Annotated in this window: 22 protein-coding genes and 1 riboswitch; of the genes, 18 read left to right on the top strand and 4 right to left on the bottom strand. The window is 50.8% G+C overall.

Going from position 1 to position 20,418, the window contains the following annotated elements:
* Positions 1 to 8: 8 nt before the first annotated feature.
* Complete coding sequence (nrdF, locus tag EDM55_RS00350; RefSeq protein WP_092266896.1) at positions 9 to 965, top strand: class 1b ribonucleoside-diphosphate reductase subunit beta; 957 nt, start codon at positions 9 to 11, stop codon at positions 963 to 965.
* 452 nt (positions 966 to 1,417) lie between these two features.
* Positions 1,418 to 2,404, top strand: coding sequence for a tryptophan--tRNA ligase (gene trpS / locus EDM55_RS00345; protein ID WP_092266897.1), 987 nt, complete (start codon positions 1,418 to 1,420; stop codon positions 2,402 to 2,404).
* A gap of 60 nt (positions 2,405 to 2,464) precedes the next feature.
* On the opposite strand, the gene EDM55_RS00340 is transcribed toward trpS, so the two are convergent.
* On the bottom strand, positions 2,465 to 3,718 hold the full coding sequence (locus EDM55_RS00340) for a stalk domain-containing protein (RefSeq protein ID WP_122959375.1): 1,254 nt from the start codon (positions 3,716 to 3,718) through the stop codon (positions 2,465 to 2,467).
* Positions 3,719 to 3,970: 252 nt separating this feature from the next.
* Between EDM55_RS00340 and EDM55_RS00335 the strand changes: the two genes are divergently transcribed.
* From EDM55_RS00335 to EDM55_RS00320, 5 genes are all read left to right on the top strand, one after another.
* Entirely contained in the window at positions 3,971 to 4,576 is a 606-nt protein-coding gene (locus tag EDM55_RS00335; protein WP_122959374.1) for a hypothetical protein, read from the top strand.
* A 359-nt stretch (positions 4,577 to 4,935) separates the two neighbouring features.
* Positions 4,936 to 5,817 carry a MurR/RpiR family transcriptional regulator gene (locus EDM55_RS00330; protein WP_092266900.1) on the top strand — a complete coding sequence of 294 codons (882 nt, stop codon included), beginning with the start codon at positions 4,936 to 4,938 and terminating at the stop codon, positions 5,815 to 5,817.
* Positions 5,818 to 5,835: 18 nt separating this feature from the next.
* A complete protein-coding gene (locus tag EDM55_RS31245) occupies positions 5,836 to 7,650 on the top strand; it encodes an MFS transporter (RefSeq protein WP_281285166.1) in 1,815 nt (604 codons plus the stop codon).
* Between the two features lie 45 nt (positions 7,651 to 7,695).
* On the top strand, positions 7,696 to 8,169 hold the full coding sequence (locus tag EDM55_RS30050) for an MFS transporter (RefSeq protein WP_174769298.1): 474 nt from the start codon (positions 7,696 to 7,698) through the stop codon (positions 8,167 to 8,169).
* Positions 8,170 to 8,224: 55 nt separating this feature from the next.
* Positions 8,225 to 9,721 carry a long-chain-fatty-acid--CoA ligase gene (locus EDM55_RS00320; protein ID WP_122959373.1) on the top strand — a complete coding sequence of 499 codons (1,497 nt, stop codon included), beginning with the start codon at positions 8,225 to 8,227 and terminating at the stop codon, positions 9,719 to 9,721.
* Between the two features lie 86 nt (positions 9,722 to 9,807).
* Here EDM55_RS00320 and EDM55_RS00315 read toward each other — a convergent pair whose 3' ends face one another.
* On the bottom strand, positions 9,808 to 10,218 hold the full coding sequence (locus EDM55_RS00315; RefSeq protein ID WP_092266903.1) for a MerR family transcriptional regulator: 411 nt from the start codon (positions 10,216 to 10,218) through the stop codon (positions 9,808 to 9,810).
* A gap of 25 nt (positions 10,219 to 10,243) precedes the next feature.
* Positions 10,244 to 11,254 carry a medium chain dehydrogenase/reductase family protein gene (locus EDM55_RS00310; protein WP_092266904.1) on the bottom strand — a complete coding sequence of 337 codons (1,011 nt, stop codon included), beginning with the start codon at positions 11,252 to 11,254 and terminating at the stop codon, positions 10,244 to 10,246.
* Positions 11,255 to 11,334: 80 nt separating this feature from the next.
* Here EDM55_RS00310 and EDM55_RS00305 point away from each other — a divergent pair, with 80 nt between their 5' ends.
* The 3 genes from EDM55_RS00305 to EDM55_RS00295 all read left to right on the top strand — a co-directional run bounded on the left by EDM55_RS00305 (position 11,335) and on the right by EDM55_RS00295 (position 13,375).
* A complete protein-coding gene (locus tag EDM55_RS00305) occupies positions 11,335 to 11,643 on the top strand; it encodes a thioredoxin family protein (protein ID WP_092266905.1) in 309 nt (102 codons plus the stop codon).
* 65 nt (positions 11,644 to 11,708) lie between these two features.
* A complete protein-coding gene (locus EDM55_RS00300) occupies positions 11,709 to 12,992 on the top strand; it encodes a glycoside hydrolase family 18 protein (protein WP_122959372.1) in 1,284 nt (427 codons plus the stop codon).
* Positions 12,993 to 13,147: 155 nt separating this feature from the next.
* A complete protein-coding gene (locus EDM55_RS00295; protein WP_092266907.1) occupies positions 13,148 to 13,375 on the top strand; it encodes a 50S ribosomal protein L7ae in 228 nt (75 codons plus the stop codon).
* Between the two features lie 21 nt (positions 13,376 to 13,396).
* Here the strand turns inward: EDM55_RS00295 and EDM55_RS00290 are convergent, their stop codons facing one another.
* Positions 13,397 to 13,792 carry a DUF2203 domain-containing protein gene (locus EDM55_RS00290; RefSeq protein ID WP_246070959.1) on the bottom strand — a complete coding sequence of 132 codons (396 nt, stop codon included), beginning with the start codon at positions 13,790 to 13,792 and terminating at the stop codon, positions 13,397 to 13,399.
* Between the two features lie 97 nt (positions 13,793 to 13,889).
* Here EDM55_RS00290 and EDM55_RS00285 point away from each other — a divergent pair, with 97 nt between their 5' ends.
* The 8 genes from EDM55_RS00285 (at position 13,890) to EDM55_RS00250 (ending at position 20,415) form a co-directional block, all read left to right on the top strand.
* Positions 13,890 to 15,098 (top strand): alanyl-tRNA editing protein, encoded by a 1,209-nt coding sequence (locus EDM55_RS00285; protein WP_122959371.1) that lies wholly within the window; start codon positions 13,890 to 13,892, stop codon positions 15,096 to 15,098.
* 40 nt (positions 15,099 to 15,138) lie between these two features.
* Complete coding sequence (kapB, locus tag EDM55_RS00280; protein ID WP_122959370.1) at positions 15,139 to 15,516, top strand: kinase-associated lipoprotein KapB; 378 nt, start codon at positions 15,139 to 15,141, stop codon at positions 15,514 to 15,516.
* Between the two features lie 47 nt (positions 15,517 to 15,563).
* Positions 15,564 to 15,674: riboswitch (TPP riboswitch) on the top strand.
* Between the two features lie 248 nt (positions 15,675 to 15,922).
* Positions 15,923 to 16,126: a sulfur carrier protein ThiS gene (thiS, locus tag EDM55_RS00275; RefSeq protein WP_092266911.1), complete on the top strand. Its 204-nt coding sequence runs from the start codon at positions 15,923 to 15,925 to the stop codon at positions 16,124 to 16,126.
* Between the two features lie 5 nt (positions 16,127 to 16,131).
* Positions 16,132 to 16,902 (top strand): thiazole synthase, encoded by a 771-nt coding sequence (locus tag EDM55_RS00270; protein WP_122922483.1) that lies wholly within the window; start codon positions 16,132 to 16,134, stop codon positions 16,900 to 16,902.
* A complete protein-coding gene (locus EDM55_RS00265; protein ID WP_122959369.1) occupies positions 16,895 to 18,190 on the top strand; it encodes an acetylornithine deacetylase in 1,296 nt (431 codons plus the stop codon). The genes EDM55_RS00270 and EDM55_RS00265 overlap by 8 nt, the downstream gene beginning before the upstream one ends.
* Positions 18,191 to 18,197: 7 nt before the next feature.
* Positions 18,198 to 18,869, top strand: coding sequence for a thiaminase II (gene tenA, locus EDM55_RS00260; protein ID WP_092266914.1), 672 nt, complete (start codon positions 18,198 to 18,200; stop codon positions 18,867 to 18,869).
* Positions 18,863 to 19,639 carry an ABC transporter ATP-binding protein gene (locus EDM55_RS00255; protein ID WP_092266915.1) on the top strand — a complete coding sequence of 259 codons (777 nt, stop codon included), beginning with the start codon at positions 18,863 to 18,865 and terminating at the stop codon, positions 19,637 to 19,639. Before tenA ends, EDM55_RS00255 begins: the two co-directional genes overlap by 7 nt.
* A complete protein-coding gene (locus tag EDM55_RS00250) occupies positions 19,639 to 20,415 on the top strand; it encodes an ABC transporter permease (protein ID WP_122959368.1) in 777 nt (258 codons plus the stop codon). Before EDM55_RS00255 ends, EDM55_RS00250 begins: the two co-directional genes overlap by 1 nt.
* Positions 20,416 to 20,418: the final 3 nt, after the last annotated feature.

Below are 20,418 nucleotides of genomic sequence, written 5' to 3'. Positions count from 1 at the left end.
AAGCCTACATGAAAGCTGTCAATTGGAACAGGCCCGACGATGATTTCACCATGACGTTTTGGAACCAAAACATCATGCAATTCTGGACCGATGATGAGATTCCGCTATCCGACGATAAAATGGCTTGGATGGAGCTATCGGATACGGAGCGTGACACCTATAAAAAAGTACTCGGAGGATTGACTCTGCTGGATACCGTCCAGGGAGGAGTCGGGATGCCGAAAATCATGGAGCATGTGGACGGACTGCAGCGCAAAGCCGTGCTCGCCTTCATGGGAATGATGGAGCAAATCCATGCCAAGTCGTACAGCAGCATCTTTACCACACTGGCCGCGACCGAGGAGATCGACGAGATTTTCAGCTGGGTCGAGCAAAACCCATATCTGCAAAAAAAGGCCGAAATGATCTCCAGCCGCTATCAGGAAATCCATACGCAAAAGGATTTGTACATGGCTATGGTTGCTTCCGTCTTTTTGGAAAGCTACCTGTTCTACAGCGGCTTCTTTTATCCCCTCTACCTCGCAGGGCAAGGCAAGATGACGAGCAGCGGAGAAATCATCGACCTGATCGTGCGGGATGAGAGCATTCACGGATTGTACGTGGGTGTACTGGCGCAGGAGGTTTACCAGCGTTTGACTGTCAACGAGCAGAAGGCATGCAAAGAAGAGCTGTATCAGCTGCTGGCTGAGCTGCATCAAAATGAAGAGGCCTATACGACGCAGCTGTATTCATCAATCGGTCTGGCACAGGATGTCCATGCCTACGTACGATACAACGCCAATAAAGCGTTGATGAACCTCGGACTCGATCCGTTCTTCCCGGAAGAGGATGTCAATCCAATCGTGTTAAACGGGATCAGCACCCATACCAAGCAGCATGATTTCTTTTCCAAGAAGGGGAATGGCTACGTTCGCAGTCTCCACGTTGAGCCATTGACAGATGACGATTTTCGGTTTGATTTTTAAAATCCATTTGATATACGGAAGATTTTCGTTTATTATGTCTACACAACCATATAGGAACGGATAAACGATGTTGAGGAAGAGCAAGTACGTATCAGAGAATGAGGCACAGAGAGTCGGTGGTTGCTGCGAACCGATCCTCACCTGAGTGAATCGCTTTTTGCATTAAAAAGGTGGTACCACGATAACCTCGTCCTTTATTGGGCGAGGTTTTTTTATCGTATAGGAATTTATAAGCGTTTACGTTTATGAATTCCGGAGCGCATGACGAAGTACCTCAGCGTCCGCTTCTTGCATAACTTCGGTAAAACTTTCCGCTTAAACGCGGTCGCTCCTCTTTGAACAGACCACGATAAAGGTTTTCTTATTTTCCTTGAAAGGGGTGATGCCCATGGATGATGGCTGGTGGATCTCTCGTTTACATGACACAAGCAAAATGCTGAGGAGGATCAGAAATGAAAGAGCGGATTTTAACAGGGGATCGGATTACGGGAAAGCTTCACCTTGGGCATTACGTTGGCAGCTTGAAGAACCGAGTCGAGCTGCAAACCCAATACGAAACGTACTTGCTGCTTGCTGACGTCCAGGCCCTAACGACTCATTTTGAACAACCAGACTTGATTCAAGAAAACTTGCGGCAGGTGGCCTTGGACTATTTGTCAGCAGGCATCGACCCTGATCAAGCCACGATTTTTATTCAGTCCTTGATCCCGGAGATTGCGGAGTTAACCATTTACTTTTCCATGTTTGTGACTGTTAATTCCTTGCGTCATAATCCTACCATCAAAGCGGAAGCCACGGAGCGCGGCTATCAAGAGATGTATTACGGTTTCCTCGGATACCCCGTCAGCCAGGCGGCAGATATCACCTTCTGCAAGGCGACGTTAGTTCCCGTAGGAGAAGATCAGGTGCCTCATATCGAGCAAACACGGAAAATTGTCCGGCGATTTAACCAATTGTATAAACCTGTTTTAGTGGAGCCCAAACCGCTCGTAGGGGATGTTCCACGACTTGTCGGATTAGATGGCAATCACAAAATGAGCAAAAGCCTTGGAAATGCCATCTATTTGGATTCCACGCGGGAAGAGGTGAGTGAGAAGATCAAAAAAGCGACGACGGATCCTGCACGCATTCACAAAACGGATCTCGGTCATCCAGAAATTTGTCCCGTCTACGCTTATCATAAAGTATTTCGTAAAGACGGCTCAGATGAGATTTATGAAAGCTGTAAAAAGGGCCAAATCGGATGTATGGAATGCAAACGAAGCATTTCGCAAAGCGTCAATGATTTACTCGAACCCATGAGAGAACGCAGAAGCTTGTACAAAAACGATCCGAAAAAGGTCGGTGAAATGCTGATGTCGGGTACGGAAAAAGCACGGCAGGTAGCCAAAGAGACCATGCAAGAGATTCGTGAGGCAATGAGCATGAACTATTTTTAAAATACGAAAGCCGATACCCCTATTGGTGTCAGGGGAATCGGCTTTTCCTTTATACGTACATTACTGGAGATGAACAGCTTCCTGCATATTCGCCATTGCAGGCTGACTGATCAAGCCTAGTCTCCACAAGGCAAAGCCTTTAAGGCTATAGCGCTTGGCAAGACCGATCTTTTGATTGACAGACTGCTCGTTTTCGCTGCCCATAGAGATGCCCAGGATTAGCTTTTCCTTCGGCACTTGGGCGAGTGCCAGCTTAATGGCTTGATCGACCTGGTTCATCGGCTCGGGGCCTTTCTCGTTTTCATACGCGTAGGCCATGATGACGAGATCATCAGCGAGACTGCCGAGGGTGGCATAGTCATAGCCCTGATAAGCTCCGTTGAGCGGATGGAGCACCAGTGTCAGCTTGACTCCAAGACTTTTCGTTTGTGCAGAGAGGAGCTGGACGAACTCATTGTAGTCCTGCTTGATTTCTGCTCCCTGTCCATTCATTCCCAGACCTTCAAAATCAAGGACAATCCCTTCGAGTCCTTTTTCCTGTACAATAGTGAGGATGTTGGCGATGGCCTTATCCCGCAAGCTGCTGTCCGAGAGCAAGGTAGTCAATTCGTTGTTGGCATCCCCTGCAAAGACCATGAGATGGGGAGAGGTTCCGCTGGACTTCGCTTCATCGATAATCATTTCCGGGGTGGTTGCACCTGCTGCCTTTGGCCAGTAAAAATCGTTGCCTACAAGAGTCAGGCTGCCGTCTTTGTCGATCCGGCTCCAGCCAAATGCAACAGAGTCAAAATGGGAAATCAAGTCCTTTTGGGCAAAGGAAGAAATCGCATAGAATGCCAGACTGTAGAGGTCGCGTGCTGGGGAAGTAATGGAAACCGTCTTCGTCGACTCATTCCAGCTCACGTGTGCTCCGAACTGCTCACTGAAAAACCGCAGCGGGATGAGGGTACTGCCTTTCGTCTGATAAGGAGCCACAGCAAGAGTATAGGGCTGGTCATTGACCGAAAACTGCGGGTTATTCAAAGTCATTTTGACCGTTTTACGCTCCTGCCCGCTTGTTTGAATCGCCGTAATGGATTGCGTCGCTTTGTCCCATTGCACATCGATGCCCATCGCTTCGGAGATGGCTCGAAAGGGTACCATTGTCGTACCTTTTTCAATGACAGGCGGTGTCGGAAAAGCGAGTGGATAACCATCTAGTAGAATCGTAGTGGCAGGGGGAGCTGTCGAGGCCGATACCTCAGCAGATAGACCGACCATACCACTCGTACAAATGGACAGGGAAAGAAGCAGCTTCCAAAGTCTCGTTTTCATACGAATTCCTCTCTTTTCGGGAGTCGTTTTACATACCACTTATTACAGGATTACGTAAATCATTGCAAGAGTTGTTTCATTCAAACGATGTGAAATTTACAAAAACCAGGGAATTGTTGGAGGAATTATGAGACATGCTGCTGCCTTTTTCATTCTTCTCTTTGCTCTCGTAAGTGCAGGCTGCTCAGAAGGAGCTGGTGCTCCCACGGAGGAGATGAGACTGGAAAGCAGCCAGGACCTGCAGGGGAAAAAATGAGCAAAGAGTGGGTCGTGAACCGCCTAGTAGAAATTTCTCGCTACTATTTTAGCAGGCAAGAAGAGGCTTTGAATCAGAATTTGCCCTTCGAGGAGTTCCGGGAAGATCTGCAACGCTACATGACAAACCGCTTCATCGATCAGGAACAACTGGAGCAATACTACGCTGGCGGGATTGGCATGACGCGATTGTTTCTCTTTCACTATGAGCCTGGGACGCTAAGAGCTCGCACAACCATCCTGGAGCAAACAAAGGATCGCATCATAGTGAAGACGATGTGGTTCGCCAATGAATTAAACAGCGGATACTATGAGATCAGCACGCTTCAAAAAAGCGGAGGGAACTGGCTGCTGGATGAAAAACGGAGGGAGGAGACGCCCAAGGGGGGATTTCAGTTGACGATCCAGGAAGCAGAAACCTACCTGAAAAACTACCCGTATGCAGAAAAGCCGATCCAATCAGTCAAGTTTGTAGGCAATCAAACCTTGGAAGACGCGCATGGAGAGTTTGCCGTTTTTTATCAGTTCGATTGCGATGGCGAAACGTATTACATTTCTCCGATAGACGGGTATGTATTGTCAGCTGATCTGGAGCATTATTAGGCGTGAGGAAGGTAGAAAGAGACGGCAGCAACTGAGCCTCTTTTCTCATGAAGTCTGTCTGAGAATCTATCCGCTGCCTTCGTTCACGAAACAGTGCCAGTCTATGAAGATTCCATAAAAATCAGCGCAGCCTGGCTCCCTATCTTTCGAACGAATATCGCTTTCCCAACGGCATCTGTCCATGTGGGGAGGCGTTTTTTTGTTCCATCGTGAAATAAGTGGCGATAACGGTACAGGGTATATTTGCCTCAAAATGAAGCGTAAACTACAATTTTATGGAAGTATTGTAGTGAATTATTGCAGAAGATATAGTATTCACAAAATTAACTTCCGATCAGTCTTCAAAAGGAGTGCCGCAGATGGATGAGCATGTAAAAGAACGGATTCGAAAGCAGTATGGAAATCTCACAGCCAGTCAAAAAATCATTTCCAAATTCGTCATCGAAAAGCCCAACCTGATCGCAATCCATACCGCCAAAAAAATTGCTGATCTGACAAACATGAGCGAAGCGACTGTCATTCGCTTTTGCTACGCCTTGGGCTACACAGGCTATACCCAATTGCAGGATGAGATTAAAAAGGCGCTGTTGATTGCGGATCCGCGCAAAGGTCCTATTCAAAAGTACCGCGACTCAGAAGAAATACGGACAAAGGACAATTATGCCCAGCAGGTCATGGAAACGGACATCGCTTATTTGCAGCAAGGTCTGCAGCAGCTAGATTACGGCCTGCTTGACCAAGCCGCACGTCAAATTATCTCGGCAAATCGAATTGTCGTTGTAGGCTTTCGCTGGTGCCATATTCCTGCCAAATGGCTTTTCTCGACCCTCAATGCCATCAAGGGAAACACCCATTTGTATACGGGCGCGGTGGATAACGCGGACTACTTTCTCACAGAACGAGACCAGGAATGGCTCGTGATTGCGCTTTCCTTTCCCAGACATCCGGCTGAAACGGTGGCGCTCGTCCAATCTGCCAAAGCATTGGGAGCCAAGGTACTCGCGATCACGGAAGGGGAGCTGTCACCGATAAGCCAGATGGCGGATCTGCTTTTGAAGGTTACGACTCCCCAGCCTGCTGCAACCAGTGGAATGCCTGTTTTGTTTTCCTTGTTAAACGTGTTGATCAAAGGAGTGATGGTCTACGACGCAAAGAATGTACAGAAACGGCTGCAGCACTACGACGAAATCAGTTCACAGCTATACTCGTTCATTGGCGATGAGGATGAATTTACGATTTGAGAGGGAGGGATGAGAACGATGACCAAACCAGTCACGTTTGCAGCAACAGGCGACAGCTTTATTACACGCCTACTTCATAAGGACGAGGCCTTCGAAGAGGTAGCTGCTTTGCTTCACCGGGCAGATGTTCGCCTAGCCAACCTAGAAACGACGGTACATGACAGCAAAGGATATCCGAGCGCGCAGAGCGGGGGAACGTGGGCAATGTCTCCTCCGGCTGTCCTGCAGGTCATGAAAGAGTACGGCTTCAACATGATCGGCTGGGCGAACAACCATACTCTCGATTATTTGTACGGGGGACTGGAGGCGACCGAACAGCATCTAAATGAATACGGTTTCGTTCACGCGGGCGCAGGTAAGAATTTGGCAGAAGCGGGTGCGCCAAGGTACTTGGAATGCGATTCTGCCCGCGTCGCATTGATTGCAGCTACCTCCACCTTCCATCCATGGTGGGCGGCAGGCGAACAGCGTAGAGACAGTATCGGCAGACCGGGAATCAATCCGATGCGCTACATCATGACGCACCATCTCTCAAAAGAAAAGCTGGAGCAATTAAAGTCAATTGCGGATTCTGTGGATATAAATGCCTTCAGCAAAGTCTTGATCGAGGAAGGCTTCATGAATTCACCGGGACAGAATGTTTTTCTGTTTGGGAACTCGCTTTTCAAGATGGGCGAGCAGGAAGGAACCAAAACAGAGCCGCACCCACGCGATATGCAGAGAATCATCAAAACGATTGAGGAAGCGAAGCGAAGGGCGGATTACGTCATTATCAGCATCCATGCCCATGAGATGAAAGGGGAGCAAAAGGAAGCACCGGCAGAGTTTTTGGAAACGTTTGCCCGTGCCTGCATCGATGCAGGTGCACACGCTGTTGTTGGTCATGGTCCGCATTTGCTAAGAGGGATCGAAATTTACAAGAACCGCCCCATTTTCTACAGCCTGGGCGATTTTATATTCCAGACGGAGGCTGTTACCAGTCAGCCCGCGGATTTCTATGAACAGTACGGACTTACTCACGACCACAACGTAGCGGATGCCTTAGAGGCGATGAGTGCGAACTACACAAGGGGGCTGTGCGTTCATCGGGAAGTGTGGGAAGCTGTCGTCCCGATCTGGAAAATGCAGGATGGTGAGCTACTAGAAATCGAGCTGCACCCGATCGAATTGGGCTATGATTTGCCGATTCATCGCATGGGGTGGCCGAGGCAAAGTACATCTCCTGCCATTGTTGAGCGCCTGCAGGCTTTGAGAGGGATCCTGGGTGCGGCACTCTCGGATCGGATCGGAACGAAAAAGCTGCTGGCGATCATGGCGATTTCCTGGACGGTGGTACAGTTTGGAGCTTATGCGATCGCCAGTTTGCCGATGCTCGTCCTGGCGCGTGTCCTGCTCGGCATAGGGGAAGGTCCGTTTTGGGCGACAGTTGTCAGTCATCTAAACAAATGGTTTCCTGAAGAAAAACGAGGCCTCGTTTATTCCACTGTCAATTTTGGTGCTTTTGTGGGAGCGGTTGCGTCCGCGCCATTACTGGTTGCCATGATCGATCAGAACGGTTGGCGCTTTGCCTGGGCATTCATGGGGGCGCTCAGCCTCATCTGGTTTCTTGTCTGGATCTGGATGGGGAAAGAAAAGCCCGCGATTGCGGTGGCTGCTTCTTCGCCAGTCAGCGTAGAAGCACCAAAAGCGAAGTGGTCAGAAATATCCAAGGTCATGCTCTCCTCCACCTACATTTTTTGCTTTTTGATTTACTTCGGACAAATCTGGGGCACCACTTTTGCAGCCGTATGGGAGCCTGTCTATCTGGTGAAAGCCATCCACCTCACCAACTAGCAAATGGCCTACTCGATTGCAGGGACGGGGCTGGTAGCGGGACTCATGACGATTCTCATTTCATCGATCGGGGACCGGTTGTACAAAAAGCATCGCTCTTATCGCAAATCCTACGTATGGGTCGGCGGTGTATCGATCATTCTCGGTGGACTGTTCTTTTACCCCGTCACATGGGTACAATCGACTGCGCTTGTCCTGATCGCACTCTGCTTGGGAAAAGGCTTTGCTTTTTCCGTAGGAATGGCTTCATCCGTCATCGTGAGCAGTCTGATGCCCGCTAGAACAGGTCTGCTTGTCGGGGTGATGTCCAGCCTGGTTACGTTAGCAGGGATCATTTCTCCGCTCGTCACGGGATCCATCGTGCAGGCAGCGGGGGATGTAGCTGTCGGTTTTGGTCATGCGATGAGCCTGAATGCCTTGATCTTTGTAGTTTTCGGAGTCCTTTTTCTGCTCTTCGCCAAACGGAATGAAGGAAAAATGGAAATAACCTCTCCAATCTCGAACAAAATAGAAAACTAATACTTTCGCCCGATTATTCAGAATGTTAAAATTTTTAAAAGGAGGTAGATATGAGATGTATGATTTGAACGAGAATTTGAAGCGTAGTGCCCACAACTTTCCAGATCGTCCCGTGTATGTCTATCAAGGAGAGAGCACTACATATGCGGAGCTGGACCAGCAGGTAGAGTTTTTGGCAGCGGGCCTGGCGAAAAGAGGGATCGGCAGCGGGGATGCAGTGGCTCTGCTGTTAGATAACCGCCCCGAATTTGTGAGCGCTTACTATGCCATTCTCCGAGTCGGGGCGGCTGTCGTCCCCATGAATCCTATCTATACTCCTAGAGAGATCAGTTATATATTGTCCAATAGCCATACCAAAGCAGTAGTGGCTCTGCCGGCGCTGGCCCCGACCATAAATTCGTTAAAAGAAGAGCTTCCTGAGTTGCAGCTGGTCATCTACACAGAGCCAGTGGGGGAGGAACTTACGATCGGCCAGCTGATCAGTGAGAAAGCGACCGAATACGAAGAGCCAGAACGACACGAGGATAGTCTGGCTGTTATCTTATATACATCGGGAACAACCGGGCAACCCAAAGGGGCCATGCTTTCTCATCGCAACATGGATTCGAACGCTGAAGCGATGGGAATCTTGTTTGAGCTTGAACCGGATGATCGCGTTGTTGCCGTTTTACCGATGTTCCACGTCTTCTGCATGACGGTATGTCTGAATGGTCCGATTCGCTCCGGTTCTACCATTTTGATCGTCCAGCGCTTTCATCCAGTAGAGGTGGTCAATGTCATTCGCGATCAAAAAGCGTCTTGCTTTGCCGGAGTTCCTACCATGTACAATTACATGCTGCAGCTTCCTTCCGCTACGCGGGCTGACTTTTCTACCATCCGCGTATGCTGCTCCGGTGGTGCTTCGATGCCAGTCGAGCTGCTGCACAAGTTCGAGGAAAAATTCGGCGTAAAAATCATGGAAGGTTACGGACTGTCTGAGGCGGCTCCTGCGACTGCATTCAATCCGATTCGCGGCACACGCAAGCCGGGATCTGTCGGCATCGATCTTCCAGGTGTAACCAACAAGGTGGTGGACCCAGAAGGAAATGAAGTTCCGCGCGGGGAGGTAGGAGAGTTGATCGTCTATGGTCCGAACGTCATGCTTGGGTACCTCGGACTCCCGGAAGAAACGAAGGCAGCTCTCAAGGATGGCTGGTTGTACACAGGTGATTTGGCGCGCATGGACGAGGAAGGCTACGTCTACATCGTCGACAGGAAAAAGGATATGATCCTCGTAGATGGGTACAACGTTTACCCGCGTGAGGTGGAAGAAGTGCTCTATCAGCATCCGGCGATTATCGAAGCGGCCGTCATCGGTATTCCTGATGAGGTACATGGAGAAGCGGTCAAAGCCTTTGTCGCCTTGAGAGAAATCGCGGTATCTCAGGAGGATATCTTGTCGTTCTGCAACGATAAGCTGGCAAAGTACAAGATCCCACGCCAGGTTGAATTCGTAGCAGAGCTTCCGAAAAACAGCACGGGCAAAATCCTGCGACGTTCCTTGCGAAGCTAAACAGACGAATAAGCGAATACAGATACTCGCAAATAAAAAAACCAGCTGCAAACAAATGTTTGGGCTGGTTTTGTTGTTGTTTGTCCCTATTTGATCGGGCCACGCTGAGCCTGCAGGTTTACGTAAAAGGCACGTTTTTCGAGAGTAAAATTTCTGACAGCCTCGAGCTGCTGCATCTGTTTCTCCAAATGCTCAAGATGTTCATCCAGGATTTCAATTCGTTTTTTCAGAGTCTCGTCGACATGCATGACGGGATAATCGTCGGCTAACAGGCAGCCTTCCTGTACAAATGCTGCGATTTCCTCCAGCTTCATGCCGGTCTGCTTCAAGCCGTGGATAAAGCGGATAAATCGCAGGTCCTGATCACTGTATCGACGGATGCCGTTTTTCCTGCCTTCTTGACGCGTAGGATCGGGCAAAACGCCAATTTTTTCATAGTATCGCAGGGTGTAAGCGGAAATCCCTGTAAGCCGGGCGATATCACTGATGGTGTACATAGGATGGAATCTCTCCCTTACGCAGTCAGGAATGGACGAGGACGATCTTCCCAGTCGCCTTGGATGTCTCCAATAGTTCATGAGCCCGTGCCACTTCATGAAAAGGAATACGATGGGAAATCAGAGGCTGAATCATCCCCTGAAGCAACAAGGAAAACAAATGCTGCACATCCTCGAAAAACCACTCCGGCCGCTCTTTCTTCAGCGTCGTAATACTGTATAGGTGGACGGGGTTTCCGTTTGCCGTTGTCCCAGCTTCGGTCAACGCCTGCCAGCGAGCCGCCCAATCATTTTCTTCTTCTTGTGAAAAGACCGAGGTATACCCATACCCGATAAAGATGCCCCGTCTATGTAAGGTTCGCATAGAACGGTCCCAGTTCCTGCCTCCGATCGGATCAAATACGGCATCCATACCTTCTGGTGCTTGCTCTGAAAGGACTTGTGCAAAATCCTCCTGGCGATAATCGATCGCATAGGCACCGTAGCTCGTCACGACAGAATGCTTTTGGGCGGAGGCGGTTCCAAACATCTTCAGCTTCGCCAGCTTTCCCAGCTCCAGAAGGGCCGTTCCTACCCCGCCGCTGGCTCCATGAATCAGCACGCGGTTTCCTTCCGACACGCAGGCGAAACGATGAAGCATTTGATAGGCAGTCACATAATTCAATAGGATTGACAATGCACTCGCTGGATCTAACGATGCAGGCACCGGGATGACTTCGCCGACCGGTGCGTAAAGATAGGATGCATAACCGCCCAGGCCATCCATAAAGACAGCGACACGATCCCCAATTGCAAATGCCGTGACGCCTTCTCCTTTTTCGATGACGATACCAATCGCGTCATAACCGGGTGTAAAGGGAGGCTGTGGGGTAGAAGGGTACAGACCTTCCCTGCGCATGAGATCGGCGAGAGCGACACCGGAGTACTCCACTTGAATCAACAATTCACCCCTGTGAGGCTTTCTCAACGGCTCCAAAGCGAGCTTGAGGACATCTGTCCCTCCATATTCAGTTACTACTACACGGGCACTTTTCATCACACAATCCCCTTTTCTATTTTCGAAGTTGGGTATATGGTAAGTGTTAGAGTAAACTCGAAGTCAAGGGGGGAAATGCCATGCAAGAAATAAAGGTCGAACAGTTCCAACAGCAGGTGGAGCAAAAGCATTCATTCGCCCTGTTCGTCTATACGCCGATGTGCGGGACCTGCAAGGTAGCTAAGCGAATGTTACATGTTGTTTGCGAAGCATTACCCCAGGCAAATGTGTACCAGATGAATATCAATACGGCACCGAACGTGGCTTCTCAGTGGGAGATCAGCAGCGTTCCTGCCTTGCTATTGTTCCGAGAGGGCGTGCTGGCGGAGCGGCATTTTGCCATGCAATCAGTCGGGTTTCTCTTTGAGCGTCTAAAGGTTTTGAACTAGACATACACCTAATTCCTTCGCGCGGAATAAAAAGAAAGAGAGACTGATTGCGAAGGAGGAGGCGTATGCAGATTCATGTGGTGGAACAAGGACAAACGCTGTCTGGCATCGCCGAAACATATGGGACGACCGCGTCCGAAATAGCAAGAGCCAACGAGCTTCCCGATCCAGCGAATCTTGTCATCGGACAGGCGATGGTGATTCCCATCGAGGGAAGCTTTTACTGGGTGAGACAAGGGGATACTCTGTACACGATCGGCCAACGCTTCCAGATCAGTGCGGCAGAATTGGCGCGGGTTAACGGAATATCCCAGTATCGTCCGCTGCAGATTGGTCAAAAGCTGTATATTCCGCCCCGCCCCAGAAGAGCAGCAGACTTTAATGCTTATGCCGAACCGCGAAGGACCGTTTCCGAGGCGTTGGAAAACGATGTCCGCACAGCTGCTCCTCATCTGACCTATTTAGCGCCGTTTAGCTTCCGAATCAAGCGCGATGGCACGCTGGCACGGCCTGCCCTGAACAATTTTCCGGCGATTGCACGCGAAAATCAGGTGGTCATGATGCTGGTTGTAACGAACCTCGAGGGGAGTCAATTCAGCACAGAGCTGGGCGGACTGGTCTTGAACGATATGGAGCTGCAGAACAAATTGCTCGACTCGATCATTTCCACTGCACAGGAGCTGGGCATGGGGGACATCCACTTTGATATGGAAGCACTGCCGCCAACAGACCGAGAAGCCTACATTCGCTTTTTGCGTCGTGCCAAGCAGCGAGCACAGGCTGCAGGGATGATGATGTCGGTAGCGGTAGCACCAAAAACGAGTGCAGAGCAGCAAGGAAGATGGTACACCGCTCACGATTACGGGGCGATCGGCGCCATTGCCGATTTCGTCGTAATCATGACGTACGAGTGGGGATACAGCGGAGGTCCACCCATGGCGGTCTCCCCGATCGGGCCGGTGCGCAGGGTGCTGCAGTACGCCTTGACGGAAATGCCAGCAGAGAAAATCTTGATGGGTCAAAACCTGTACGGATATGACTGGACCCTGCCATTCGAGCAAGGGACGACTGCAAGAGCACTCAGTCCTCAGGCCGCCATCGCTTTAGCAGCCGAGCACAATGTCCACATCCAGTACGACTATCGGGCACAGGCACCCTTTTTCGAATACACAGCCGCTGATGGGAGGCGTCACCAGGTCTGGTTTGAAGATGCGAGGTCGATTCAAGCCAAATTCGATCTCGTCAAGCAGCTTGGATTGCGCGGTGTGAGCTACTGGAAGCTTGGGCTGCCGTTTCCGCAAAACTGGCTTTTGATCGAAGGGAACTTCCGAGTACGAAAACGGGCATGAGGAACGGGCGTGCAGTGCTTTTAGGCTGTGCGCCTGTTTTTTGTGGCCAGCTCACTTCAACTGCTGTATACGTTTTCCTATCTGCTAGAATCATGGTATGATGGCAAAAAGTAAGGATGAAGCGTCATGCTTCGAGTAGAAGGAGGGGGAGAAAAATGGGAGAATGCAAGCTGGACCACAGTGTGGAGGATGTACAAAAAAAGCTGGGAGAGCAAGCTCCTTTTTTGCCAGAGAAACGAGTCCAACAGCTGCAGACGTTGCTTGCAACCGAGCTGTCGCAAGAAAGACTGAACGAGCTGTTCCACCTGCTGAAAAAGTATGATTTGGCGACACCGGAAGAGCGAGCTAGACGTGAAGAACAAATGGAGCTGCTGCTGGGCTAGAAGGTGACGCAAGAAGCTGATTTACTCAAGCTTCTTGCGTCCCTGAAAGCCTTCATGCAGTCCGTGGTAGTGAGTGATCTCACTTTCTCCCTCCCGCCAGCACAGGAGGACTTCTTCGCCATTGATCATCGCCGGGAAATCAAACAAGCCGATGTCGACATCTTTCACTTGAACGCCTTTTTCAAGAAGGCGTGTGATACGTGCCTTGGCTTCCAACTCCATAAATTCCAGGCGGCATTCAACGGCAAAGAGCTCGCTCTCGTCCACGGGCAAAAGCTTTTTCACTTCTTCACGCTGTTGATAGAGCTTATAGAAAGTGCGTTTGGCTTCCTGCATAAAGGATAGCTCTGCGCGTACATAGGGCAGCAGCTCATTGGCTTCCTCGGGAGTAAAATACTTTTTGGACAAAAGAAACACCTCCTACTTATCTATTATACTAGCAACCCCGTACGGGAGAAAATGGCGGAAGCAGCGCAAATGTGTTTTTGCTTCTTGCGGTAAGGAGTCAGGAAAAATGAAGGACAGACTGTATTACCAGGATGCCTATGTGAAAACATTTACGGCCGAAGTAACGAAACGAGGCGTGGAAGAGAACGGCACGCCCTATGTGGTATTGAGTCAGACCGCTTTTTATCCGACTGGCGGTGGACAGCCATCTGATCATGGTCATCTTGGTGAAACGCGTGTCATCGATGTAGAAGAAGTAGATGGAGAAGTCCGTCATCGCTTAGCATCCCCCATCCCGGAAGAAACGGTGCAGCTCGAAGGCAGCATCGACTGGGAACGCAGATTCGACCATATGCAGCAGCATGCCGGGCAGCACATTTTGTCGGCAGCTTTCCTGGAGGTAGTGGGAGCAGAGACCGTTGCTTTTCATTTGGGAAAAGAGCGAGTCACGATCGATGTAAGACTCGATGAGCTGACCCCAGAGGTATGGGAAGCAGTCGAGCAGCGCGCCAACCAGATCGTTCTGGAAAATCGGCCGATTTCCGCGCGTTTTGTAGATGATGAAGAGCTGGCGACATTGCCGCTAAAAAAGCAGCCGACTGTTACTGAAAACATCCGTGTCGTGATCATTCCCGAGTTTGATTACAATCCGTGCGGGGGGACACACCCTGCACATACCGGCGAAGTGGGGATGATCAAAATTTTGGGCTGGGAGCGTCATCGGGGCAATATTCGACTGGAGTTTATTTGCGGCTGGCGTGCATTGCGAGATTATACGAGAAAGCAGTCCATGGTGCGAGAGGTCTCGAAGCTGCTCATGACGAGTGACGCGGAGCTTGTAGCCCAAACAGAGCGACTGGTCGCCGAGCGTGATGCGCTGAAGCAAAGCTTGGTGGAAAAGGAGCGTCTCTTGCTTGAAGTGGAGGTACGTCAGCATCTGGCACAAGCGGATCAGCTGGGAGGGGTGCGACTTTTGGAAATGACCTTTAGCGACCGCTCGATCCAGCAGCTGCAGCAATTTGCTCATCAAGCTGTAGCACAAGAGCCGAATGTCGTGTGCCTGCTGGCAGCGACAGGTGAAAAACTGCAGCTTGTCTTTGCCCGAGGAGCAGAGGTAAACGTGGCGGTGAACCAACTGATTAAGGATACCCTGCCTTTAATCGACGGAAAAGGCGGCGGGAATGCGGCTATGGCACAAGGCGGTGGCCAGCCAACTCGACCTGCGCAGGAAGTTCTTGACCATGCAAAACAGCTGTTGAAGGCAGCTCTTTCCTAAAGGATAACGAAAGAAAATAACAGAGGAGGATGATCGCGCCATGATGTGGAATCCGGGAGATATCGTACGCGTCACGCAAAAGACTGGGGAATATATAACGGAAGTTCTCGAGAACCATGATTCCAAGCTGCTCGTAAAGGTACTGGCTGTCACCAAGTTCCCGACCCAGGGAGACTTGCATACATCGTTTGAGGTCGACGTGCCTTTGTTTCATCAACGCCCAGCGCTGTCGTACCAAGAAAAGTTCATGTGCCCAAGCAATGCCGTGATGCGGTATAGCGGAGCGATCCCTGACTACAAGGAATCGGTGCGGATTGCGATGGAGCGGGAAATGGAGAAATTGAAGAAAATGTCTCTGTGGGCGCAGCGCTGTCTGGTGGAGCTGGAAGCGATGCACAAGGAAACCTTTACAAAATAGAAATAGAGTGATACTGTAGGTATCGAAAGTACGACAAATGAATAAGAACACTACCAAGCGGGGGCCGAGCATAGTTGGCTGAGATTGTAACGAATGTGTTACTGACCGTTGAACCTGAACTGGGTCATGCCAGCGGAGGAAGAGGTATAACGAATCGTTATGAACCAAAACCATCCACGGCGGATGGTTTTTTTTGTAAACTATCTGCGTGATGATTAGGGAAACGGCTTCTTCTGTTTTGACTGGATGATTTCCAGCGACGGGAGGAGCCGTTTTTTAACGTAAAGGAATTTATAAGCGTTTACGTTTATGAATTCCGGAGCGCATGAAAACTTTCCGCTAAAACGCGGTCGCTCCTCCTTGAACACGCCTCGATTGAGGATTTCTTACGGATAGGAGGAATACGATGGTCGTAGTTCTGAACGGAAAAAAGGTGGAGCTGGCTGATGATGTCCAGAATGTACGCGCACTGCTCGCGTCTTATCAGCTGCAGGAGAAGATCGTAGTCGTGGAGCAAAACGGGGTAATCATCGACCGCACCCACTATGAGGAATCACCGATTATGGATGGAGATCGTATTGAAATCGTTCACTTTGTTGGAGGAGGATGATCCTGATGGATACATGGAAAATTGGACCGTACGAGTTTCGCTCCCGCTTGCTCTTGGGAACGGGTAAGTTTGCTGATTTGGAAACACAGGGTAAGGCAGTCGAGGTATCAGAGGCAGAGATTCTCACTTTTGCCATTCGTCGACTGAATTTGGAAAACCCACACGAGCCTAACTTTTTGGAACAGCTCGACCTGAAAAAGTTCACGCTTCTGCCGAATACAGCAGGGGCTTACACGGCAGAAGAGGCTGTGCGCATCGCTCGCCTGGCGAAAGCATCTGGCTTGTGCGACATGATCAAGGTCGAAGTCATCGGTGATCCGAAAACATTGCTGCCAGATCCAATCGGCACACTGGAGGCATCCAAAATCTTGGTGGAGGAAGGCTTCATCGTCTTGACTTACACCAACGACGACCCGATTCTTGCGCGCCGTTTGCAGGAAGCAGGCGTTCACGCAGTGATGCCGGGAGCTTCTCCGATCGGTTCCGGTCAAGGGATCGTGCATGAAAACAACCTGCGCTTCATTATCGAGGATGCAAAAGTACCGATCATCGTCGACGCGGGCATCGGTGCGCCAGCGGATTGCGCAAAAGCCATGGAGCTGGGCGCGGATGGCGTGCTTTTAAATACAGCAGTAGCGCTGGCAGACAATCCGGTGCTGATGGCAGAAGCGATGAAGCTGGGCGTGGAAGCGGGACGCAAAGGCTTTTTGGCAGGACGCATCGCGAAAAAACGCTACGCTTCGGCAAGCAGCCCAACAGAAGGGATGATTGAGTAGCGTGAGTGGGGTACGTGCAGCAGTCGAGGCAATCGCCAGTCGACAAGAGGAGTTGTTTGACCTGCTGGACCGCCTGGTCTCGTACCCGACAGTCAGCCCGCCTGCACGAAATAGCGAGCAGGCGCAGAGCTTGATTGTGCAAGAATTGCAGGGGCTGGGCTTTGCAATCGATCGCTGGCCGGTATTTCCGGGCGATGACAATGTGGTGGGCACGCTCAAAGGTTCTGCGTCCGCGATTGCGAACAGCTTGATCATCAACGGGCATATCGACGTAGCTGAGGTCGGAGATGATGCGGGCTGGACATATCCGCCGTTTGCTTTGACGAAAGGAAAGAACGGACGTTGGTATGGACGCGGCGTAGCTGATATGAAAGGTGGAATGGCCGCCAGCCTGTTTGCGATCAAAATGCTTCGCGAACACGGCGTAGAGCTGAGGGGCGATCTGCTGTTCCAGTCGGTCATCGGGGAAGAAGCCGGTGAAGCTGGCACGCTGGCTGCCATCGAGAGAGGCTATCAGGCAGACTATGCAGTCGTCGTGGATACAAGCGACTTGCATATGCAAGGGCAGGGCGGTGTCATCACGGGCTGGATTACGATCGAAAGCCCAACGACCTTGCATGACGGGATGCGGGCAAAAACGATCCATGCTGGCGGGAGAGTGAAAGGTGCCTCTGCGATCGAGAAGATGATGAAGGTCATTGCTTCCTTGCAGGATCTGGAACGCCACTGGGCGGTCATGAAATCGTACCCGGGCTTTCCAGCTGGCAGCAACACGATTAATCCCGCTGTCATCGAAGGCGGTCGCCATGCGGCTTTTATCGCGGATCAATGTGCACTTTGGATTACGGTTCATTTTTATCCCAATGAATCGTACGATCAGATCATTCGGGAAGTAGAGGATCATGTACTGCGAGCAGCGGCAGCAGATGTATGGCTCTGCGACAACCCGCCGACCTTTCGCTGGGGTGGGCGTTCGATGATCGAGGAGCGCGGTGAGATTTTCCCGTCGCTCGAGCTGGATCATGCTCATCCCGGATTGGTTGCTTTGCAATCTGCTTTTGAACAGCAGGTCCAGCAGGCACCGACCGTCAATATGTCGGTCACCGTGACGGATGCGGGCTGGTTTGCTCACGCAGGTATTCCAGCTGTCCTGTTCGGACCAGGAGAGCTTTCCCATGCCCATGCGGTGGATGAATCGATCGATCCCGAGCAGCTTGTTTTGTTTGCGCAAATCATGGCGCAGTTTATTGCAGATTGGTGCAATACGGATAAGGAAGGAAAGGCGTGAATCTCATATGACAACGTTTACCGATCGTCTTTGGAAAAGCGTAGCCCCGATCTGGGAAAAGACTCATCAGCATCCCTTTGTCACCGGAATGGGAGACGGAACGCTGCCAGTCGAATCATTTAAATATTACATGAAGCAGGACTATGTCTATTTGATCGATTATGCCAAGATGTTTGCGATTGCAAGCACAAAAGCATACGATCTGGAAACCAGTGCGAAGTTTGCTGGTTTGCAGGAAGCGACCTTGAATGGCGAGATGAATTTGCACAGACAGTACGCCGAGCGATTTGGGATCTCTCGCGCAGAGCTCGAAGCGACAGAGCCATCTTTTGTAATGCTCGCGTACACCAGCTACATGCTGAGAGTCGCTCACCAAGGCTCTCTGGCTGAATTGGTCAGCTCTCTTCTTCCGTGCATGTGGGGCTACTGGGAGATCGGCAAGAAGCTGGCAAAGATAGAGGGGGCGCTCGATCACGAATTGTACGGAGAGTGGGTGCGCACTTACAGCTCTGACGAGTTTGGGGAACTGGCAACCTGGCTGATTGGCGTGATGAACGAGCTGGCAGAGGGGAAAAATGAGAAAGAGCTCGCTCGTTTGGAAGAGCATTTCCTGACCACGTCCAAGATGGAATATTTGTTCTGGGATATGGCGTACAGAAAGGAATTTTGGCCGTGCTAGACAAAGTGGCCTTCTCCGGTGTCCGTTTTGCGTACGGAGACCAGCCTATTCTTCAAAATTTTGACCTGCGCGTTGCAAAAGGCGAGTTTATCAGCCTGATCGGCCCAAGCGGGATTGGGAAAAGTACGTTGTTTCAACTGATTGCAGGGCTTTTGCAGCCTGAACAAGGCTCCATCACGCTAAATGGTGCTCGTTCAGAAAATCGGCTTGGGATGGTCGGATACATGCCTCAGCGCGATGCTCTGCTCCCTTGGCGTACGGTCGTGGAAAATGCGGCGCTTCCTTTGGAAATCAAAGGAGTTGCCAAAAAAGAAGCGCAAGACAGGGTTCGTTCGGAGCTTCCCCGGTATGGGTTGCACGAATGGGCAGATGCGTACCCGGCAGAGCTTTCGGGGGGAATGCGGCAGCGCGTTTCGTTTTTACGCGCATTGTTGTCTGACACCGACATCATGCTGCTAGACGAGCCGTTCAGCTCTCTCGACGGGATCACAAGAATGGAGCTGCAAGAGTGGCTGATGGAAATGTGGCAGGAGACCGGCAGTACGATGCTGATGATCACCCATGACATCGATGAAGCCATCTTGCTCGCGGATCGCGTCATTGTGTTGAACGGCAAGCCGATTGAAAAGCCTGTGGAGCTTGCGGTAAATGTAGAGCGCCCGCGAACGACTGCCCACCGAAATCGTGCGGAATTCCTGGCATTACGTGAGCAAATTTGGGAGCTGCTGCGCCAAAATGCCAGCAAATCCCCAGCTGGGAGGGAAGCGTGATGGCCGGGTGGAATCGGGGTGTGTGGTTCGGGATCTCGATTGCGCTTTTCGTAATCGTCTGGGAAGCCGTCTGCCGCTTGCTGCATGTGCCTCCCTTTATTCTCCCGCCGCCAAGCACCGTCGTCTTGTCGTTGTGGGACTTGCGCAAGACCCTGCTGGGTTTGCATCTATGGGTGACTTTGAAGGAAGTTATCCTCGGGCTTAGCGCTTCCATCGTGTTTGGGATTTTGCTTGCCTTTGCGATGAATATGAGTCGTGTGGTTGAACGATTGGTCTATCCGTATATTGTTATTTCCCAGACCATTCCGATCATCGCTTTATCACCGGTCTTTATCCTATGGTTCGGCTACGATTTGTCAGGAAAGATCGCGATCACGATTCTGTTTACGTTTTTCCCGATCGTGGTCAATACGTATGACGGCTTGCGCTCGACAGACAAGGAGATGCTGCAGTTGCTCAAAACCATGGGAGCCAATCGCTGGCAGATTTTTACCAAGCTGCAGCTTCCGTCGAGCTTGCCGCACTTCTTCAGTGGATTGAAGGTGGCGGCTACCTACAGTGTCGCAGGGGCGACTATCGGGGAGTGGCTGGGATCGAGTGAGGGGCTCGGCTATTTTGGTCGCCGCGCCTCTGGAAACTTTCAGGCGCCGGCGCTGTTTGCCTCCGTCCTGCTGCTGTCCATTTTGGGCATGCTGTTGTTTTGGCTGGTGGGACGTATGGAGAAGTATTTTACCCCGCATCAAAGAACAAGTAGAAAAACATCGAAAGAAAAATAGGGG

Source organism: Brevibacillus centrosporus (assembly GCF_003710815.1).
GTDB lineage: Bacteria > Bacillota > Bacilli > Brevibacillales > Brevibacillaceae > Brevibacillus > Brevibacillus centrosporus.
Note: the sequence above shows the minus strand (reverse complement) of the source record. Positions and strands in the feature narration are given on the sequence as shown.

Bases quoted from the DNA above. Each gene is read 5' to 3' on its own strand.
- EDM55_RS00300 (WP_122959372.1), top strand. From the start codon at position 11,709: ATGCAGATTCATGTGGTGGAACAAGGACAAACGCTGTCTGGCATCGCC.
- EDM55_RS00320 (WP_122959373.1), top strand. From the start codon at position 8,225: ATGTATGATTTGAACGAGAATTTGAAGCGTAGTGCCCACAACTTTCCA.
- EDM55_RS00295 (WP_092266907.1), top strand. From the start codon at position 13,148: ATGGGAGAATGCAAGCTGGACCACAGTGTGGAGGATGTACAAAAAAAG.
- EDM55_RS00330 (WP_092266900.1), top strand. From the start codon at position 4,936: ATGGATGAGCATGTAAAAGAACGGATTCGAAAGCAGTATGGAAATCTC.
- EDM55_RS00315 (WP_092266903.1), bottom strand. From the start codon at position 10,218: ATGTACACCATCAGTGATATCGCCCGGCTTACAGGGATTTCCGCTTAC.
- tenA (WP_092266914.1), top strand. From the start codon at position 18,198: ATGACAACGTTTACCGATCGTCTTTGGAAAAGCGTAGCCCCGATCTGG.
- EDM55_RS00285 (WP_122959371.1), top strand. From the start codon at position 13,890: ATGAAGGACAGACTGTATTACCAGGATGCCTATGTGAAAACATTTACG.
- kapB (WP_122959370.1), top strand. From the start codon at position 15,139: ATGATGTGGAATCCGGGAGATATCGTACGCGTCACGCAAAAGACTGGG.
- EDM55_RS31245 (WP_281285166.1), top strand. From the start codon at position 5,836: ATGACCAAACCAGTCACGTTTGCAGCAACAGGCGACAGCTTTATTACA.
- EDM55_RS00270 (WP_122922483.1), top strand. From the start codon at position 16,132: ATGGATACATGGAAAATTGGACCGTACGAGTTTCGCTCCCGCTTGCTC.
- EDM55_RS00250 (WP_122959368.1), top strand. From the start codon at position 19,639: ATGGCCGGGTGGAATCGGGGTGTGTGGTTCGGGATCTCGATTGCGCTT.
- EDM55_RS00335 (WP_122959374.1), top strand. From the start codon at position 3,971: ATGAGCAAAGAGTGGGTCGTGAACCGCCTAGTAGAAATTTCTCGCTAC.
- EDM55_RS30050 (WP_174769298.1), top strand. From the start codon at position 7,696: ATGACGATTCTCATTTCATCGATCGGGGACCGGTTGTACAAAAAGCAT.
- EDM55_RS00340 (WP_122959375.1), bottom strand. From the start codon at position 3,718: ATGAAAACGAGACTTTGGAAGCTGCTTCTTTCCCTGTCCATTTGTACG.
- thiS (WP_092266911.1), top strand. From the start codon at position 15,923: ATGGTCGTAGTTCTGAACGGAAAAAAGGTGGAGCTGGCTGATGATGTC.
- nrdF (WP_092266896.1), top strand. From the start codon at position 9: ATGAAAGCTGTCAATTGGAACAGGCCCGACGATGATTTCACCATGACG.
- EDM55_RS00305 (WP_092266905.1), top strand. From the start codon at position 11,335: ATGCAAGAAATAAAGGTCGAACAGTTCCAACAGCAGGTGGAGCAAAAG.
- EDM55_RS00310 (WP_092266904.1), bottom strand. From the start codon at position 11,254: ATGAAAAGTGCCCGTGTAGTAGTAACTGAATATGGAGGGACAGATGTC.
- trpS (WP_092266897.1), top strand. From the start codon at position 1,418: ATGAAAGAGCGGATTTTAACAGGGGATCGGATTACGGGAAAGCTTCAC.